This is a genomic window from Bacillus sp. 179-C3.3 HS, assembly GCF_047229225.1.
Taxonomy (GTDB): Bacteria; Bacillota; Bacilli; order Bacillales; family Bacillaceae; genus Bacillus.
The window spans coordinates 109,712-127,132 of sequence record NZ_JBFEFT010000002.1 but is presented as its reverse complement, the minus strand read 5'-3'; the positions used below and the strand labels follow the sequence as shown (position 1 = coordinate 127,132).

The 17,421-nt window shown below is 39.8% G+C and carries 19 protein-coding genes; 16 read left to right on the top strand and 3 right to left on the bottom strand.

Features of this window, described 5'->3' with window-relative positions:
* The first annotated feature begins 331 nt into the window (after positions 1 to 331).
* On the top strand, positions 332 to 910 hold the full coding sequence (rok, locus tag AB1K80_RS02330) for a transcriptional regulator Rok (protein ID WP_412855007.1): 579 nt from the start codon (positions 332 to 334) through the stop codon (positions 908 to 910).
* A gap of 50 nt (positions 911 to 960) precedes the next feature.
* Here the strand turns inward: rok and AB1K80_RS02325 are convergent, their stop codons facing one another.
* On the bottom strand, positions 961 to 1,857 hold the full coding sequence (locus tag AB1K80_RS02325; protein WP_412855006.1) for a sigmaE regulated sporulation protein: 897 nt from the start codon (positions 1,855 to 1,857) through the stop codon (positions 961 to 963).
* A gap of 83 nt (positions 1,858 to 1,940) precedes the next feature.
* Here AB1K80_RS02325 and AB1K80_RS02320 point away from each other — a divergent pair, with 83 nt between their 5' ends.
* From AB1K80_RS02320 to moaD, 6 genes are read left to right on the top strand one after another with little or no spacing between them, the layout of a single operon-like run.
* Positions 1,941 to 2,522 (top strand): molybdenum cofactor guanylyltransferase, encoded by a 582-nt coding sequence (locus AB1K80_RS02320; RefSeq protein ID WP_412855005.1) that lies wholly within the window; start codon positions 1,941 to 1,943, stop codon positions 2,520 to 2,522.
* A gap of 29 nt (positions 2,523 to 2,551) precedes the next feature.
* Entirely contained in the window at positions 2,552 to 3,568 is a 1,017-nt protein-coding gene (locus AB1K80_RS02315; protein ID WP_412855004.1) for a ThiF family adenylyltransferase, read from the top strand.
* Positions 3,569 to 3,581: 13 nt separating this feature from the next.
* Positions 3,582 to 4,856: a gephyrin-like molybdotransferase Glp gene (glp, locus tag AB1K80_RS02310; protein ID WP_412855003.1), complete on the top strand. Its 1,275-nt coding sequence runs from the start codon at positions 3,582 to 3,584 to the stop codon at positions 4,854 to 4,856.
* Entirely contained in the window at positions 4,838 to 5,353 is a 516-nt protein-coding gene (gene mobB, locus AB1K80_RS02305) for a molybdopterin-guanine dinucleotide biosynthesis protein B (protein WP_412855002.1), read from the top strand. Before glp ends, mobB begins: the two co-directional genes overlap by 19 nt.
* 4 nt (positions 5,354 to 5,357) lie before the next feature.
* The gene (locus AB1K80_RS02300) at positions 5,358 to 5,852 is read left to right on the top strand and encodes a molybdenum cofactor biosynthesis protein MoaE (RefSeq protein ID WP_412855001.1); all 495 of its coding nucleotides are present in this window, start codon (positions 5,358 to 5,360) and stop codon (positions 5,850 to 5,852) included.
* The gene (gene moaD, locus AB1K80_RS02295) at positions 5,845 to 6,075 is read left to right on the top strand and encodes a molybdopterin converting factor subunit 1 (RefSeq protein ID WP_412855000.1); all 231 of its coding nucleotides are present in this window, start codon (positions 5,845 to 5,847) and stop codon (positions 6,073 to 6,075) included. Before AB1K80_RS02300 ends, moaD begins: the two co-directional genes overlap by 8 nt.
* Positions 6,076 to 6,123: 48 nt before the next feature.
* On the opposite strand, the gene AB1K80_RS02290 is transcribed toward moaD, so the two are convergent.
* Complete coding sequence (locus tag AB1K80_RS02290; protein ID WP_412854999.1) at positions 6,124 to 6,501, bottom strand: hypothetical protein; 378 nt, start codon at positions 6,499 to 6,501, stop codon at positions 6,124 to 6,126.
* A gap of 655 nt (positions 6,502 to 7,156) precedes the next feature.
* Between AB1K80_RS02290 and AB1K80_RS02285 the strand changes: the two genes are divergently transcribed.
* The 8 genes from AB1K80_RS02285 to lepB all read left to right on the top strand — a co-directional run bounded on the left by AB1K80_RS02285 (position 7,157) and on the right by lepB (position 15,301).
* Positions 7,157 to 7,624: a YIP1 family protein gene (locus AB1K80_RS02285; protein ID WP_412854998.1), complete on the top strand. Its 468-nt coding sequence runs from the start codon at positions 7,157 to 7,159 to the stop codon at positions 7,622 to 7,624.
* A gap of 9 nt (positions 7,625 to 7,633) precedes the next feature.
* Positions 7,634 to 8,728, top strand: a complete 1,095-nt coding sequence (locus AB1K80_RS02280) for an efflux RND transporter periplasmic adaptor subunit (protein WP_412854997.1) — start codon at positions 7,634 to 7,636, stop codon at positions 8,726 to 8,728.
* Positions 8,725 to 9,426, top strand: coding sequence for an ABC transporter ATP-binding protein (locus tag AB1K80_RS02275; RefSeq protein ID WP_412854996.1), 702 nt, complete (start codon positions 8,725 to 8,727; stop codon positions 9,424 to 9,426). Before AB1K80_RS02280 ends, AB1K80_RS02275 begins: the two co-directional genes overlap by 4 nt.
* Entirely contained in the window at positions 9,413 to 10,606 is a 1,194-nt protein-coding gene (locus tag AB1K80_RS02270) for an ABC transporter permease (protein ID WP_412854995.1), read from the top strand. The genes AB1K80_RS02275 and AB1K80_RS02270 overlap by 14 nt, the downstream gene beginning before the upstream one ends.
* Before the next feature lie 341 nt (positions 10,607 to 10,947).
* Positions 10,948 to 11,703, top strand: a complete 756-nt coding sequence (locus AB1K80_RS02265; protein WP_412854994.1) for a DeoR/GlpR family DNA-binding transcription regulator — start codon at positions 10,948 to 10,950, stop codon at positions 11,701 to 11,703.
* On the top strand, positions 11,700 to 12,611 hold the full coding sequence (gene pfkB / locus AB1K80_RS02260; protein WP_412854993.1) for a 1-phosphofructokinase: 912 nt from the start codon (positions 11,700 to 11,702) through the stop codon (positions 12,609 to 12,611). The genes AB1K80_RS02265 and pfkB overlap by 4 nt, the downstream gene beginning before the upstream one ends.
* A gap of 13 nt (positions 12,612 to 12,624) precedes the next feature.
* Positions 12,625 to 14,517 carry a fructose-specific PTS transporter subunit EIIC gene (locus AB1K80_RS02255; protein ID WP_412854992.1) on the top strand — a complete coding sequence of 631 codons (1,893 nt, stop codon included), beginning with the start codon at positions 12,625 to 12,627 and terminating at the stop codon, positions 14,515 to 14,517.
* 211 nt (positions 14,518 to 14,728) lie between these two features.
* On the top strand, positions 14,729 to 15,301 hold the full coding sequence (lepB, locus tag AB1K80_RS02250) for a signal peptidase I (RefSeq protein ID WP_412855150.1): 573 nt from the start codon (positions 14,729 to 14,731) through the stop codon (positions 15,299 to 15,301).
* A 58-nt stretch (positions 15,302 to 15,359) separates the two neighbouring features.
* Here lepB and AB1K80_RS02245 read toward each other — a convergent pair whose 3' ends face one another.
* A complete protein-coding gene (locus AB1K80_RS02245; RefSeq protein ID WP_412854991.1) occupies positions 15,360 to 15,635 on the bottom strand; it encodes a hypothetical protein in 276 nt (91 codons plus the stop codon).
* Between the two features lie 142 nt (positions 15,636 to 15,777).
* Here AB1K80_RS02245 and AB1K80_RS02240 point away from each other — a divergent pair, with 142 nt between their 5' ends.
* Positions 15,778 to 17,397, top strand: a complete 1,620-nt coding sequence (locus tag AB1K80_RS02240) for an ABC-F family ATP-binding cassette domain-containing protein (RefSeq protein ID WP_412854990.1) — start codon at positions 15,778 to 15,780, stop codon at positions 17,395 to 17,397.
* The last annotated feature ends 24 nt before the right edge of the window (positions 17,398 to 17,421 follow it).

Genomic DNA, 17,421 nt, shown 5'->3' with positions numbered 1-17,421 from the left:
TATTTACATTTTTTCTTTGAAATGAATTTGTAATGTTTTTAACTTTTTATTCACGAGAACGTTTTTGCACAAAAGAAATTACAGAATGATAAATAACTATATATATCAAGTAGTATAAGTGTTTATTCAATTTTTTTACAATATTTTTAAATGTGCTAAAAGCCTTTAGTGGCAATGAAATGGATGTCTCTTTTCCCTGTTTGTCAAAATTTTAGTTGAAAATACCTATCTGTTACTACACAGTAAAATGATAAAAAAATAGTTGATAAAATTAGTTTTCTAATCTAATATTTACTATAGAATCTTTTTTATATGATGAGGGGGAAATCCAATGTTTAATGAAAGGGAAGCGTTACGTTTACGTTTGGAACAATTAAACGAAGCTGAAGTAAAGGTCATTCGTGAATATCAAATTGAACGAGATGCTATTTATGCGAAATTAAGAGAATTAGACCGTCAAGGATCAGGTCTTGTGACAGATACAAAAAAAGAAATACGTTCTGAAAGAAAGACAGACTCATTGCCTGTTTTAGCTGAACTAGCGGCTCAAGAAATGAGAAGCTATCAACAGCCACAAACTCAATCAACAATGACGTCATCACTCGGAACAGGTCAATTAAACGGTGCGCCTGTCGGTATCCCTGATGGGTCTACAAGACGTAGAAGAGGAACAGCTCGACCTGGTTCAAAGGCAGCTAAGCTTCGTGAAGCAGCGATCAAAACATTAAAGCGTCATAATGCGGCGATCAAGAGCTCAGAGCTTCAAAAAGAGATCGAAAAAGAGAGCGGACTTGAAATCCCAAACATGACAACGTTCATGCAAAGCTTAATTAAAATGTACCCAGAAGTGAAAAAACCTTATCGTGGACAGTATATTTTAGAAGGCGACATTCAAACAGAAGATGAATAAAAAAGAAACTGCTGGGTGTAAGAACCAGCAGTTTTTTTATTCCTTCAAAGTCATTTTTTATGGTCGACTGTATACACAAATTGGCGCTCTTTTGGCATGTCATCACGTTGCTTTTTAAAACCATCAATTTTGACAGTCATCACCTCTCCATTCCGCTGTGCTGTATCAATTTGTGATTGGAGTGTCTGCACTTGTTCGTGTAACTTTTTCAAAATAGGTGCAATGTCTTCCGTTGTTTGCAAGATGCGGTCTTGTGTGAATGGTTGGATGCTTCTTTCGGATGACTGGTCAATATCAGCGAAATGAGATGCAATCCATTCTTCACTTTCTGCCAACTGTTTCTGATAGCTTGTAAGGGTTTCGAAAAAGATGGTTTCTTTCGCTTTTTCAATTTGTAGTAGTTTTTCTTGAGTTTCATAAAAACGGTGCTGTAGATGTTCAACGCCTTCTTGTAATAAATGAAGCTCTGTCTTTTTTTCAGCTAGTGTTTGTTGAAGGTGTTCAACAAGTGATGATAATGTTTCCCCATTTTCCTCCTCTTTGGTTAATTGGTTTTTTATTTGTTTGGCGATTTCCTTGTATTTTATTGTTTTTAGATGAAGTCGCTGCTTTTGTTCAATTTCTTTTTTTCTTTGATACGTTTCGTTTTGTAGCATCTCATGGAGTAGGACGATTTTATGTAATAATGCTGATTTACTATCAGAAAGAGCCTCTATTTTAGAGGTGGCTTCTTCTTGGTTACTCGTCATCTTGTCTAGTTGGTGTTTCAATTGAATGAAATCACGTTTCATCTCATGATATTCTTGAGTTACCTTTTTGTTTTTCTGATACGTATACGTGGACTGAAAATCAGAGATGATTCTTTGATACTTGGCAGATTCAGCTTTTAAGTATAAATTTTCTTGAGATAGATCATGGAATAGGGGAGAAGCGTGGTGTCGATTCATCGGTTGACCCTCCTTATTCATGTTACCAATAAAATATGCGAAACAAGCGTGATTAGAACAAACAGATAAGAGGAGGGGCTCATGTGAACATCATCCATGTCATTTTAGCAGGAGGCGCATCGAGGCGTTTTGGAGAGCCAAAGGCAAGCTACACGTATAAAGGGAAACCGCTATATGTCCATGTAAAGGAACAGATGGTAGGTGATCAAGTCATGATTATCAGCCATCCATCACTTATTTCTTTTTTCCAAGCAAGGGGTGAACAAGATGTGTGGTTAGATGATGAACATGTTCGTGGACGCGGACCGCTTGCCGGGATCTATACAGCCATGCAAAAGAAACAGGCGGATTGGTATTTGGTGACGGCGTGTGATATGCCCTTCATACGAAAAGAGACAGCACAAATGTTAGTCACGTATTGTTCGCCGCAAGTAGACGCCGTTGTCCCGCAAATAGAAGGAAGGTTACAGCCTCTTTTTGCCTTATATCACCGCCGCTCACTTCTGTTTATGAAAGAGTGTTTAGAAGAAAATCAACTTGCGATGATCAATCTCCTTCAAAAGCTACAAGTCCATATCGTGTCAGAAGAAGAACTGGACGTGTCGCCAAATGAATTTCATAATATCAATAGAAGAAGCGATTTACTTGAAAACGATATGATATGATACATAAAAACGATGAGGGGAGAACCACATTGCAAGAGCGATATTCAAGACAAATCTTGTTTTCTCCAATAGGAGAAAAAGGCCAGCGCGCTTTGGCTGATAGCCATGTCCTTATTGTCGGAGCTGGTGCGCTAGGAACGGCTTCTGCTGAAGGACTTGTCAGGTCTGGCGTGGGTACGTTGACCATTGTGGACCGTGATTATGTAGAATACTCCAATTTACAGCGCCAACAACTATATACTGAAAATGATGCCATGGCACATGTACCAAAAGCGATGGCGGCAAAGAAACGTCTTTTAGACATTAATCGTGAAGTGACGATACATGCGTTGATTGAGGATGGAGGTGCTGATCTATTAAGACCGTTATTTCAACAAGCTGATATCGTTCTTGATGCGACGGATAATTTTGAGACAAGAATGATCATGAACGATTTGTCATTAGAAACGAATACACCGTGGGTCTATGGTGCTTGTGTGAGCAGTCAAGGAATGTATATGGTGATATTACCAAATGAAACGCCGTGTTTATCATGCGTATTCTCAAGCATGCCTGTCGGCGGCATGACATGTGATACAGCGGGTATTATTTCACCTGCTGTGCAACTGGTGTCTGCTTTTCAGCAAACAGAGGCATTAAAATATTTAACAGGGCATAGAGAGCAGATCGAGCGGAAGTTTGTCACCTTTGACTTATGGCAGTCGACGTCATTTAAAATGGATGTCCATTCTATAAAGCGACAGGACTGTCCAACGTGTGGAACAAAAAGAACCTATCCTTATGTACATGACAAACGTAAAAAAACAACGGTCCTTTGCGGGAGAGATACCGTTCAAGTCGTGTCAAAAGATTTAGTAAACCTTTCATTTCAAAGCATGAAAGAGCAGCTGTCATCCACATGTGAAGTGGAGACAAACGACTTTTTAATGCATATTCGCTATGAAGATTACCGTGTGGTCATTTTCAAAGGAGGACGTGCATTAATTCATGGAACAAATGATGAAAAAGTAGCAAATTCAATACTAGCAAGGCTACTAGGGCTATAGGAGTGAGATGTTCATGAAACGACGACAGCCAATTCCGGTAGAAGAGGCAATCAATAAAGTCCACCAATTTAAAAAGCACGGAGAAATAGAATGGGTCCCTCTGAAGGAGAGTCTGGACCGGTTTATTGCAGAAGATATATTGGCAGACCACGACGTTCCTGCTTTTGATCGTTCTCCTTATGATGGATTTGCACTTCGGGCAGAAGATACGAAAGAAGCGACAAATGAACAACCGAAAGAGTTTGAAGTCATTGATCATATTGGAGCTGGGCTTGTGTCAAAGAAAACCGTTGGTCCATCTCAAGCGGTTCGAATCATGACAGGAGCAAAGATTCCAGATGGAGCGAATGTTGTCATTATGATTGAATTGACAAAAACGTTTGAAAAAGACGGGAGACCTTTTATGTCGATAAAAAGGCGGCTTCATCAAGGGGATCATATTTCTCGCCAAGGAGAAGAGACTGTCAAAGGAACCGTCATGGTGAAAAAAGGAACGAAAGTAACCCCAGGTGTTATTGCCATATTGGCGACGTTCGGATATGCGGTTGTACCAGTTGTGAAAAAGCCGGTGATCGGCATCATATCTACCGGTACGGAGCTTCTGCAAGTAAGTGATCCGGTGGTGGACGGTAAAATTAGAAATAGTAATCTCAGTATGGTTTACGCCCAGATTGTAAAAGCAGGAGGAGAGCCGCTAGATCTAGGCGGTGTATCCGATGATTTCAATCAAAGCTATGAAGCTGTCAAATCGGCAGTGGATAAGGTCGATATGTTGGTCACAACAGGCGGTGTGTCGGTGGGGGATTTTGACTTTCTACCTGCGATATATGAAAAGCTTGGTGCGACCGTCTTGTTTAATAAAGTCGCCATGCGTCCTGGCAGTGTGACAACCGTTGCTGCGTTACCAACTGGCCAATTGTTGTATGGATTGTCTGGAAATCCAGCGGCTTGTTTTGTCGGTTTTGAGTTATTTGTCAAACCGATGATCTATACATGGTGCTTAAATGAGAATCCATTCCCAACTGTTGCTGAGGCAAAACTCACTCATGATTTTCCAAAAGCAAACCCTTTCAACAGATTTGTAAGAGCGACCATCCAGTTCACTGGCAGCCAATTGAGTGTGACACCGACAGGCCTTGATAAATCAAGTGCAGTGACCTCCATTGCTGATGCGAACTGCTTCATTGTTTTGCCTGGTGGAACAAGAGGGTTCAAAGCGGGAGATCAGGTTCATGTATTGTTGTTTCAGCAAGAAAGCGGGGGCTCTCCATGCTGGCCGATCAACTAAATATCTTGCAAGTAGTAGGTTATCAAAACAGCGGAAAAACCACACTGATTGAAAAATTGTGCCAAATGGCTGATCGTGAAAACCTGAAGCTTGGCTGTTTTAAACATCATGGTCATGGCGGAAAACCAGATCGTGTCATGAAAGAGAAAGACACCGATCGTTACGTTCAAGCAGGCGCATTTGCGGCAGGTGTAGAGGGAGAAGGAGAGTTTCATTTTTCCATGCAACAGGTGACGTTAGAGCAGTTACTCGGGATTTGTGTGCATCTTCCAGTAGATGCGGTTATCATAGAAGGCTATAAACATGCGCCGTACAAAAAAATCATTTGTGTGAAGAATGAGCAGGAGCTTATGGATCTTTCAGGCCTTTCTCATATACAAGCGGCGATTTATTTTTCAGAAAAAATTCAATTGACCGAGAATTATCCATTTCCTATTTTTTCAGCTTTTGAAAACCACGGAACTGAATTTGCTTTTCACTTATTGAAGAGGGGGTGAGCGGATGAATGATTTGTTTAAAGTAACAAAGGAACCGATTGACGTCAATCAATTGATTCAACATGTGACAAGAAGAAATGCAGGGGCCATTACAACGTTTATCGGAACGGTGAGAGAGTGGACGAAAGGCAAAAAAACATTGCGGTTAGCGTATGAAGCATACATCCCAATGGCTGAAAAGATGTTATGGCAAATTGGACAAGAAATAAAAGATCAATGGGTTGATACGGAAGTGGCCATTGTTCACCGTATTGGGACACTTGAAATCTCTGATATTGCTGTTGTGATTGCTGTTTCATCACCACATAGGAAGGCTGCTTATGAAGCCAATGAATATGCCATTGAACGAATCAAGGAACTAGTTCCAATTTGGAAAAAGGAGCACTGGGAGGATGGAGAGGCATGGATTGGCGATCAGCGTGAAACGACGCCTTATCCAGAAGGAAAGCCAAGTCAGATGCAATTGCATGTTAAAAAGGATGGTGTTCAGCATGATTAACGTGTTATTGTTCGCCGGCCTTGCAGAGAAGGCCGGTAAACAACAAATTGTTATTCAAAAAGAGAAAACAACGGTTGATGAGATTAAAAATGAATTACAGGAGGTATATGGTGTTGATACAACTCATGTAATGGTTGCGATCAATGAAACATATACGAATCATAATGATGGAGTGCGTAGCGGGGATACGGTCGCACTCATACCTCCTGTAAGTGGAGGATAATAGATATTAGAAGATTTGGTTATGGCCTTGTGGCTGTAACCAAATTTTTTATGTGTGAAAAACTTGGAGGGGTACCTTGGAGTGATCTTCGTAAATAAAACATCCCCTACGTGCTTTAGAAATGTGAGGATCGAGTTGTTGAATGAGTTCGTATAACTCACTAATTCGTCTCACATTGAAATCGGTTTGCGCTTGAAGTTGATCTTTTAATTCTTTTGTACTCACAATGCTTCCTTTTTTTTCTTTAATAATATCTACACATCTAGCTGCGTAGTATATTTTGTCATTAGAAGGTCTACTTTCTTTCATATCAAGTAATTTGAGTTCATGGTAAATCAGTTCCCTTTCCTTTCGAAAGTATTGCCATGCTTCTTGTTCTTTTTCATAAAGTAAAATCAATTGCTTTTTCAATTGTTCTCTTAACATTCACTTGACTCCATTTCCACTATCATTTAACCTACCTCTATTTTACATTATATGAAAAAATAACATTTGATCAAGTAAAATCCCTTTATTTTTATTTTTTTAATATGAAAGTATTGATACTAAAGACTTATTTGTTCTATAAAAGACTCCGTGTTCGTCCTATGAAGTCGGGATTCACCTGTATTACTAGGATGATTTTAACAAAAAATTGTTGTATCTAATGAAATTTCATTTGCAAAAGGATATTTATTCCGAATGGCAGGATGTTTACGATATAACATGTTTTTTAAGAAATAAAACGCGATTTTTCATATGAATATGCTCAATTTATAGCCCAATTTGGATAAGATAGATCACGAAAATAGAATAATAGATACGGGCATGATTCAATCAACATAAGAAATTTAAAAAGATGACTTCCTTATTGGAAAACTTTTGATAAAATAGAAAGAATGATAGTCTTTTAATAATTGAATAGCTTATGCTTGAGAGGAAGGTATTTTGATGCAAGAACATAGTAAACAGCCCTCGATTCTGGGCGTCATCACACATCCAAGAATGCATTTAAAAAGAGTATGGGAATATCCCGTCATATGGCGACCTTTGTGCTTTTTCACTAGTCTTATCAGTCATTATCATTTATTTGACAGGGCGGGTGGATGAATCTGAGTGGAAGGATATAGGGAATTTTATCCCATTTATATATCTGTTTGGATTGATTGGCTCGATCTTAGGGGCTGCGATTAGTGCCGCGATTTATAAGCTTGTCGTATTCATAGCAAAAGGAGACGCATCGTTTCTGCAGCTCTTTTCTGCCATCCTGTTCATTACACCGATCACATTGATCGGAACCATCATTTCACAACTTGCAATCATCATTTTTGATCTGCCAAAAGATACGATGGTTACTTCTTTAAATGCACTCATTGATGTGCCCACACAATGGCATTCCGTTCTAGCCAGTATTGATATTTTTGTTATTTGGGGTCTTGTGTTAACAGGCTTTTTATTTCAATATGTCGGCCGAATGTCGACTAGAGCTTCTTGGATTGTAGTAGGAATATTCTATTTGTTTTCGTTAATCTTACAATACTTAGGAGCGACAATTGTGATCTGGGGGTAGTTTGTATTTATGAAAAAGAAAATCATCATCGGTTCTATTTTCATTATCGCCATAGGTTTATTTATTGGGTTTAACATTGCGAAAAACCAATCAAAACCTGCTTCTACAACCACTTATAAAACAGTCAAACTGAAAACAAAAGAAATGACATCTACTGTCATGACACCAGGAACCCATTCTTTCTCCGAGGAACAATTTATTTATGTAGAAGAGGGAAAAGGGGAGCTGGATCAGATCTCTGTAAAAGAAGGTCAAAAGGTGAAAGCCGGCACTGCATTATTCACATATGAAAATAAAGAATTGCAACTTGAAGAGCAGCAGCAGGCTTTAGCAAATGAATTGAGTGCACTAAAACTGGAACAATTGCGAAATAGACTTAGCGAATTAGATCAAACAAAGGCAGATGGTTCACTCAAAAATGAGAAGGACCAAATTGAATTAGAATTGAAAGCTGCTGAATTAGAACAAAAACAAGCCGAGCTCAATCAAGAAAAAGTGAAGGGGCAGATTGAAGATTTAACGATACATAGTAAAATCGATGGAACCGTGATTTCCGTTGATCAAGAAGCTGTTGAAGGGAAAGTAGAAGACAGGCAACCCCTCATCCACATTGGCAATGAGAAAAAAATGATCGTACGAGGATTCATCTCTGAGTATGACGCCATGAATGTGAAGAAGAAACAAAAAGTAAAGGTCACATCTGATGTCATTCGGGGGAAGAGCTGGCAGGGAGTTGTCAAGAAAGTGGGGACTGTTCCTGCGAGTACATCAGCTGAACCAAATACGGAGCAAACCGTTCAATACCCAGTTGAAATTGAAATAAAGGGAAAGAAACCAGAAGCAAAACCAGGCTTTAAGATGATCATGGAAATTGAAACTGATAAGCGGCAAGCACAAACCATACCTAACACAGCAGTCAAAAAAGAAGACGGTGAACAGTACGTGTATGTTGTTCAAAAGAATGAATTGAAGAAAGTGAAGGTAGAGATAGGAGAAACGTCAGGTCATGATCTTGAGGTGACTAAAGGATTGACTGTAGACGATCAGGTGATCGCAAATCCAACAGATGATATGTATGACGGAATGGAAGTGAATGCTGAATGATTCAGCTTTCAAACGTCACAAAAAGCTACGAAGTAGCACAAGAAACATTTCATGTCTTAAAAGAGATTGATCTTGTGATTGCAAAGGGTGAATATGTGTCGATTATGGGACCATCTGGCTCTGGGAAGTCGACACTAATGAATATCATTGGCTGTTTAGATCGCGCAACCTCTGGACAATTCCTTTTTCATGGAAAAGATCTGTCAATGGCAAAGGATCAAGAACTCGCAGCCATTCGAAATCAATCCATCGGATTTGTCTTTCAGCAATTTCATCTACTGCCGAGATTAAATGCAAGGAAAAATGTCGAACTTCCGATGATATATTCTGGTATTAGTCAAAAGGAAAGAAAAGAACGCGCGGAACATGCACTTGAAAAAGTCGGCTTGGCTGATCGAATGAATCATATGCCAAATGAATTATCAGGAGGTCAAAAGCAAAGGGTAGCCATTGCTCGAGCCATTGTCAATCAGCCTCAGCTTATCTTAGCGGATGAACCGACAGGCGCTCTTGACTCAAAAACAAGCTTCTCCATTATGGAACAGTTTACACAGCTAAATGAGGAAGGAACCACGGTTATTCTCGTCACCCATGAGGAAGAAATTGCAGCATGCACCAATCGAATAGTCATGGTCAAAGATGGTCATCTCGTTGAAGATCGATTGACACAAGGGGACGCTTTGAATGAAACTCTTTGAAAATATCAAAATTGCACTTAACTCTGTCTTAGCTCATAAATTACGTTCTGTTTTAACGATGTTAGGTATTATTATTGGTGTTGGGTCAGTGATTGCAGTCGTCGCCATCGGTCAGGGCGGGGAGCAAATGCTAAAACAATCAATTGCTGGTCCGAATCACACAATTGAAATGATGTACACACCTTCTGATGAAGAATTGAATGAGAATCCTAACGCATTATTTGAAGCCTCATTTACTGAAGAAGATATACAGAACATCAAAACAATCAACGGAGTAAAACAAGTGGCTTCCTCGACAACACAAGGAATGCAGTTGAGATTTCGGGATACGACAGTTGATGCGACTGTTAATGGCATCAACGAAGGGTATACGAATGTACATTCATTACAAATAGCAGAAGGCCGAGATTTACGAGATATTGATTTTAGGAGCGGTAGAAGAGCCGCCATTATTTCAGAAACATTGAAGGAAGAACTTTTTAACGGACAGGAAGCATTAGGTCAAATGATTTGGATGAATGGACAGCCAGTCGAAGTGATCGGTGTGTTAGCCAAACAGGAAGGAATTCTTTCATTTGATATGAATGAAATCTATGTCCCGTTTGCTTTACTCACTTCCACATTTGGTATAAATGAATACGACAAAATGTCGATTCAAGTGTCGAATACGGACCAAATGAAGGAAGTAGGGAATACCGCAGCTACACGTTTAAATGAATCTCATCATACGGAAGATGCCTATGAAATAATGAATATGGAAGAAATCGCTGCAGGTATTGGTCAAGTCACGTCTGTCATGACAACGATCATTGGTTCTATTGCAGGCATCTCACTGCTTGTCGGTGGCATCGGTGTCATGAATATAATGCTCGTTTCTGTAACTGAGAGGACGAGAGAAATCGGGATTAGAAAAGCACTCGGTGCAACAAGATCACAAATACTTGTCCAATTTTTAATTGAATCTGTCGTTTTAACACTCATTGGTGGATTCATTGGTATCGTATTCGGCTTAGGAGGGGCATCACTTGTCTCACTTATTGCAGGTTGGCCATCTCTTGTGTCGTGGCAGGTCGTGTTAGGTGGCGTCCTATTTAGTATGCTGATTGGTATTGTATTTGGACTCATTCCTGCAAATAAGGCAGCAAGACTTGATCCAATTGACTCTCTTAGGTATGAATAGTGTTGGGAATGTGAAGGCAAGCCTTTGCTTTTTCGTCCCGCCGTACTCCGGTGCCAACTGCCATTGACTACAAATTAAAACCGTTATGCAATTTGCATAACGGCTTTTTTCGTTCGATTGAATGAAATAAAAAATGATTGCAATCCTAATATCATGACTTTTATCTTACTGTCACATATTTTTCAGTTTACAAATGGTACATATAAAGGTAAGATGACCATTGTGAAAGAATTTGATAGTTATTGAATGTATTTGATCATTTTGTCTTGATAATGTTGAAAAAAGCGATTACAATAAAGGTGCGCGCGAAATGAATACGTTTTCAAAAGGGGGTGTTTTCAATGTTAACACCAGAAAGACATCAACTCATCATTGATTATTTAGAAGAACATGATGTCATAAAAATACAGGACTTAACGATTATGACAAATGCATCAGAGTCTACAATTAGAAGGGATTTGTCAGCCCTCGAAGAAAAAGGTTTTCTCAAAAGAGTTCATGGGGGAGCAGCCAAAATATCGGGTATTCGTCTTGAACCCGACGTCTTTGAGAAATCTGCCAAAAACCTTCATGAAAAGTCATTGATTGCACAAGCAGCTGCCTCACTTTTAAAACAAGGTGATTGCATTTATTTAGATGCTGGTACGACCACACAGCAAATGATTGAATTTATCCATCCAGATTTAGATATTGTCGTAGTGACAAACGGTGTCATGCACATTGAAGCACTCATGAGAAAAGACATTTCTTTTTACCTGATAGGCGGATCAGTGAAGAATCGAACAGGAGCCATGGTGGGGGCCGCAGCTTTAACGGCAATGCAACATTACCGTTTTGACAAGAGCTTTGTTGGGACGAACGGCATTCATCCCGAGGCAGGTTTTACAACACCTGATCCAGAGGAAGCGCTCATGAAAAATAGAGCCATGAAACAGGCGAAAAAAACCTATATCTTATCAGATGCCTCAAAGTTTGGTGAAATATCGTTTTCGACCTTTGCTAGTTTAGAGGAAGCAACCATTATCACAAACGACGCGAAAGAGGATTCATTCGATAATTACCATGAAAAAACGGTTATAAAGGTAGTGAAAACATGATTTATACAGTTACGCTCAACCCATCTGTTGATTACATCGTCCATGTGGAGGATTTTGCTGTCGGAGGCTTGAATCGTTCAGCTTATGACAAAAAATATCCAGGTGGTAAAGGGATCAACGTTTCAAGACTTCTAAAACGTCACGGAATTGAATCAAAAGCACTTGGATTTATTGGCGGATTTACTGGTAAATATATTCAAGACTTTTTACAAAACGAGCAACTACAAACATCTTTTCATGAGGTGTCAGAAGATACACGCATTAATGTGAAATTAAAAACAGGAGAAGAAACAGAAATTAATGGGCTTGGTCCAAGTATTACTGAAGCTCAATTTGAATCGTTTCTATCCCAATTTCATTCATTGAATGAAGGAGATGTTGTTGTATTAGCAGGCAGTATCCCTTCATCATTGCCTCATAACACATATGAGCGGATTGCGGAGGTTTGTCAGCAAAAAGGTGTCGGAGTAGTGCTTGATATTTCAGGTGAAGCCTTAAAAAAAGCAGCTGAGATGAAACCGTTCTTGATGAAACCAAACCATCACGAGTTAGGTGACATGTTTGGGACAAGTATTTCATCAGCAGAAGAAGCGATCCCTTATGGGAAGAAATTGTTAGAACAAGGTGCTGTGCATGTCATTGTGTCCATGGCGGGAGACGGAGCCCTTTTATTTAGTAAAGAGGGTATTTTTCAGTCAAATGTGCCAAAGGGAACGCTCGTCAATTCGGTAGGTGCAGGAGATTCAGTCGTTGCAGGATTTCTAGCAGGTGTAACCAAAGGCCTTTCCATTGAAGAATCATTTAAGCTTGGCGTGACGTCAGGAAGCGCTACCGCATTCTCGGAGGAGCTTGGAACAAAAGAGCTTGTCGACACACTATTGCCACAAGTGAAAGTCACACGCATTTAAAGGAGGAGTCATCATGAAAATCACAGAACTACTAACGAAGCATACAATTAAGCTTCAATTAGAAAGTCAGCAAAAAGAAGCAGTTATTGAAGAGCTAGTAACTGTCTTAGACCATGCTGGCAAGTTAAATGATAAAGAAGGATATAAAGAGGCTGTTATCAATCGTGAAAAACAGAGCTCTACTGGTATTGGTGAAGGAATCGCCATCCCTCATGCCAAAACAACGAGTGTAAAGGATCCTGCCATTGCATTCGGTCGTTCAACTGCTGGCGTAGATTATAAATCACTTGATGGACAGCCAAGTCATCTCGTCTTTATGATTGCAGCAACTGAAGGCGCGAACAATACGCATTTAGAAGCTCTTTCTCGTCTTTCAACACTTCTCATGCGTGAAGAAATTAGAAAACAGCTACTTGAAGCGGCAACAGAAGATGAAATCATCGACATCATTAACACACATGATAAAGACGACGATGAAGAAGAGGAAGCGAAAGAAGATTCAGTGGAAGAAGGAAAGCCTGCTAAAATATTAGCAGTCACTGCTTGTCCAACAGGAATTGCCCATACATTTATGGCAGCAGACGCGCTGAAAGAAAAAGCAAAAGAAATGGGCGTAGACATCAAAGTTGAGACAAACGGCTCTAGCGGAATTAAGCATGCCTTGACAGCGAAAGAAATCGAAGAAGCACCAGCCATCATTGTTGCTGCTGACAAGCAAGTAGAAATGGAACGTTTTAAAGGCAAACACGTCATTGAAGTTCCTGTTACAGCTGGAATTCGTCGCCCACAAGAGTTAATCGAAAAAGCGATGAATCAAGACGCACCGATTTATAAAGGATCTGGTGGTAGTGCTTCGAAAAACCAAGAGGAATCATCAAGTAATGGCTTAGGCGGATTCTATAAACACTTAATGAGCGGTGTAAGCAACATGCTTCCGTTTGTTGTCGGGGGCGGTATCCTCGTTGCGATTTCGTTCTTCTGGGGCATTAACTCAGCTGATCCTAAGGATCCTTCATTCAATGAATTTGCAGCTGTATTAAAAGGAATAGGTGGAGATAATGCACTTGCCTTAATCGTTGCTGTATTAGCTGGATTTATCGCGATGAGTATTGCAGATCGTCCAGGTTTTGCTCCAGGGATGGTCGGTGGATTTATGGCCACATCTGCTGGTGCAGGATTCTTAGGCGGACTGATTGCTGGTTTCCTTGCTGGTTACATCGTCGTGCTATTGAAAAGAGTATTTACATTTATCCCGCAGTCACTTGATGGACTTAAACCGGTTCTATTGTATCCATTGTTTGGTATCTTCTTTACAGGGATTATCATGCATTATGTTGTCAATACGCCAGTCAAAATGGCGATGGACGGATTAACACACTGGCTTGAATCACTTGGTACTGGTAACCTTGTGTTAATGGGCATTATTTTAGCTGGAATGATGGCAATTGATATGGGTGGACCAATTAACAAAGCCGCTTACACATTTGGTATTGCAATGATTGCTGCTGGCAACTTTGCACCGCATGCTGCTATTATGGCAGGTGGAATGGTCCCACCACTTGGTATTGCGCTTGCTACAACGATTTTCAGAAATAAGTTTTCTAAACGTGACCGTGAAGCAGGTGTTACATGTTACTTCATGGGAGCTGCCTTTATTACGGAAGGGGCGATCCCGTTTGCAGCGGCAGATCCACTACGCGTGATCCCTTCAGCTGTTATTGGAGCGGCAGTTGCCGGTGGATTAACAGAATTCTTTAGAGTGACACTTCCTGCACCACATGGTGGATTATTCGTGTTCTGGGTAACAAATCATCCAATGATGTATATCCTCAGCATCTTAATTGGTGCTCTTGTGACAGCGATCTTACTCGGTATTCTGAAAAAACCAGTCAAACAAGACGCATAATATAAATTAGAAGCATCGTGAAAAACGGTGCTTCTTTTTGTTTCAATAGGTGTGAATTAGGAAAAAATAGCTAAATAGGTTGTTGTTTTATGAATTTTTCATTGACATATGATAAAGTAAAGTTATTCAATTCACGAAACAAGTCTTTTAGCAGAAAGTCTTAGGAGGAAGCCGTATTTTGAACGAGGATAACAAACCAAACGAAAATGACATTCAATCTGATACGAAGCAAGCCAATCAAAAGAAGAAGAGCTCACTGTTTGAATGGGTGAAAGCCATTTTAATTGCGCTTGCGCTTGTTTGGCTCATCCGTACGTTTATTTTTGAGCCATACGTAGTAGAGGGAGAGTCGATGGAGCCAACGCTTCATGATGGAGAAAAGCTGTTTGTAAACAAAACCATTAACTATCTCGGTGGTGTCAAACGTGGTGACATTGTGATTATCAATGGCAAAGATGGTGAAAAAATTCATTACGTCAAACGATTGATCGGCCTTCCAGGAGACACGATTGAAATGAAAGATGACACGCTATACATTAATGGTAAAAAAGTAGATGAGCCTTACTTAAAAGAAAACAAGGTGCATGCCAAAGAGTATGAGGTGCATTTAACGGGAGATTTCGGTCCAGTCAACATTCCAGACAACAGTTACTTTGTCATGGGCGATAACAGGCTCAATTCTATGGATAGCCGTAATGGGTTAGGTCTCATCGAAAAAGACCGTATCGTTGGAACATCAGAATTTGTTTTCTTCCCATTTGGCGACATTCGGCAAACACAATAAATTCACCCTCTCCATTGAAAGGGTGCTTAAACGAACGACCCTTTTAGAAGGGTCGTTTTTAATTTTGTGAGAGCATTGTAACAATGAGTACAATGGCTAGGACAGAGGCAAACACAGATCCGGTAATCGCTAATACAGAACGAAACAAACCGACCTTCAGATGCTCTAACCCGCGCTTTTGTACAAAACGTTTAGAATAGATGTGGACCATTGTATAGATGAATACTAGTCCAATGTAAAGACCGAAGTCTTTCGCTGTAAAGCCTGTGGAAGATAAAAAAATCCCCATAAAGAAAATCAATAAACAGTATTCCATCAGTGTCAGCAATCTCAAAATATACGAACTCCTTCACCATAACATTCTTTATATTATATCATATTCAACAAAAAGCCTTTGTTCTAGGAGAGAGACGTTTCTATCGATCGATATTCATGATATACTTCATAATGATGAATGAGTGATGGAGGATTAATAAATGATTGCAGTAAATAATGTTAGTTTGCGTTTTGCCGATCGTAAACTATTTGAAGAAGTAAATATTAAGTTCACACCTGGCAACTGTTACGGATTGATTGGTGCCAATGGAGCTGGTAAATCAACGTTTTTAAAGATTCTTTCTGGAGAAATTGAGGCTCAAACTGGTGATGTTCATATGAGTCCAGGAGAGCGATTAGCAATTTTAAAACAGAACCACTTTGAATACGAAGAATTTGAAGTGTTAAAGGTTGTCATCATGGGGCACAAACGTCTATATGATGTGATGCAAGAAAAAGACGCGATCTATATGAAGCCTGATTTCTCCGATGAGGACGGGATCCGTGCCGCAGAGCTTGAAGGTGAATTTGCTGAGTTAAACGGATGGGAAGCTGAAAGTGAAGCGGCCATTCTCTTGAAAGGTCTTGGCATCCCAGAGAGCCTTCAAACGAAGAAAATGTCTGAGCTTGGCGGTTCTGAAAAGGTAAAAGTCCTATTAGCCCAAGCTTTATTCGGTAAACCTGATGTCCTTCTTCTAGATGAGCCAACAAACCACTTGGACTTACAAGCGATTCAGTGGCTGGAAGAATTCTTAATTAACTTTGAGAATACAGTGATCGTCGTTTCGCATGATCGTCACTTCTTAAATAAAGTATGTACACATATCGCAGACCTTGATTTCGGAAAAATTCAAGTGTATGTTGGTAACTACGATTTCTGGTATGAGTCCAGCCAGTTAGCGTTGAAACTAAGCCAAGATGCGAATAAGAAAAAAGAAGAACAAATTAAGCAATTACAAGAATTCGTTGCTAGATTTAGTGCGAATGCTTCTAAATCGAAGCAAGCGACTTCTAGAAAGAAATTACTTGATAAAATTTCATTAGATGACATTAAACCATCTTCTCGTAAATACCCTTATGTTCATTTTTCACCAGAGCGTGAAATCGGGAATGATGTGTTGCAAGTAGAAGGTTTATCAAAAACAATTGACGGGGTTAAGGTACTTGATAACGTCAGCTTTATGATGAACCGTGAAGACAAAATTGCACTTCTGAGCCGTAATGAGCTTGCTGTTTCTACTTTGTTTAAAATTCTTGCTGGTGAAATGGAGCCAGATAGCGGGACGTTCAAATGGGGCGTGACGACGTCACAAGCCTTCTTCCCGAAAGACAATAGTGAATATTTTGAAGGTGTCGATCTCGATCTTGTCGATTGGTTACGTCAATATTCACCGAATGATCAAAGTGAAAGCTTCTTGCGTGGCTTCTTAGGGCGCATGCTTTTCTCTGGGGAAGAAGTAAAGAAAAAAGCAAGCGTCTTATCAGGTGGAGAAAAGGTTCGTTGTATGCTATCGAAAATGATGCTGTCTGGATCGAATGTATTGCTGTTAGATGAGCCAACGAACCACTTAGACCTTGAATCCATTACAGCTTTGAATAATGGTATGATGAGTTTTAAAGGAGCGATGCTCTTCTCATCTCATGACCATCAGTTTGTTGAAACTGTAGCGAATCGCATCATTGAAGTTACGCCAAATGGCATCGTGGATAAACAAACGACGTATGATGCGTTCTTAGCTGATCAAGAGATTCAAAAGAGACTCAATGAGCTATACGCTTAAATCAGGAACAACCGACTTCCATTT

Coding starts and splice junctions, on each gene's coding strand:
- rok (WP_412855007.1), top strand. CDS start 332: ATGTTTAATGAAAGGGAAGCGTTACGTTTACGTTTGGAACAATTAAAC.
- AB1K80_RS02325 (WP_412855006.1), bottom strand. CDS start 1,857: ATGAATCGACACCACGCTTCTCCCCTATTCCATGATCTATCTCAAGAA.
- glp (WP_412855003.1), top strand. CDS start 3,582: ATGAAACGACGACAGCCAATTCCGGTAGAAGAGGCAATCAATAAAGTC.
- mobB (WP_412855002.1), top strand. CDS start 4,838: ATGCTGGCCGATCAACTAAATATCTTGCAAGTAGTAGGTTATCAAAAC.
- AB1K80_RS02300 (WP_412855001.1), top strand. CDS start 5,358: ATGAATGATTTGTTTAAAGTAACAAAGGAACCGATTGACGTCAATCAA.
- moaD (WP_412855000.1), top strand. CDS start 5,845: ATGATTAACGTGTTATTGTTCGCCGGCCTTGCAGAGAAGGCCGGTAAA.
- AB1K80_RS02290 (WP_412854999.1), bottom strand. CDS start 6,501: ATGTTAAGAGAACAATTGAAAAAGCAATTGATTTTACTTTATGAAAAA.
- AB1K80_RS02280 (WP_412854997.1), top strand. CDS start 7,634: ATGAAAAAGAAAATCATCATCGGTTCTATTTTCATTATCGCCATAGGT.
- AB1K80_RS02275 (WP_412854996.1), top strand. CDS start 8,725: ATGATTCAGCTTTCAAACGTCACAAAAAGCTACGAAGTAGCACAAGAA.
- AB1K80_RS02270 (WP_412854995.1), top strand. CDS start 9,413: ATGAAACTCTTTGAAAATATCAAAATTGCACTTAACTCTGTCTTAGCT.
- AB1K80_RS02265 (WP_412854994.1), top strand. CDS start 10,948: ATGTTAACACCAGAAAGACATCAACTCATCATTGATTATTTAGAAGAA.
- pfkB (WP_412854993.1), top strand. CDS start 11,700: ATGATTTATACAGTTACGCTCAACCCATCTGTTGATTACATCGTCCAT.
- AB1K80_RS02255 (WP_412854992.1), top strand. CDS start 12,625: ATGAAAATCACAGAACTACTAACGAAGCATACAATTAAGCTTCAATTA.
- AB1K80_RS02240 (WP_412854990.1), top strand. CDS start 15,778: ATGATTGCAGTAAATAATGTTAGTTTGCGTTTTGCCGATCGTAAACTA.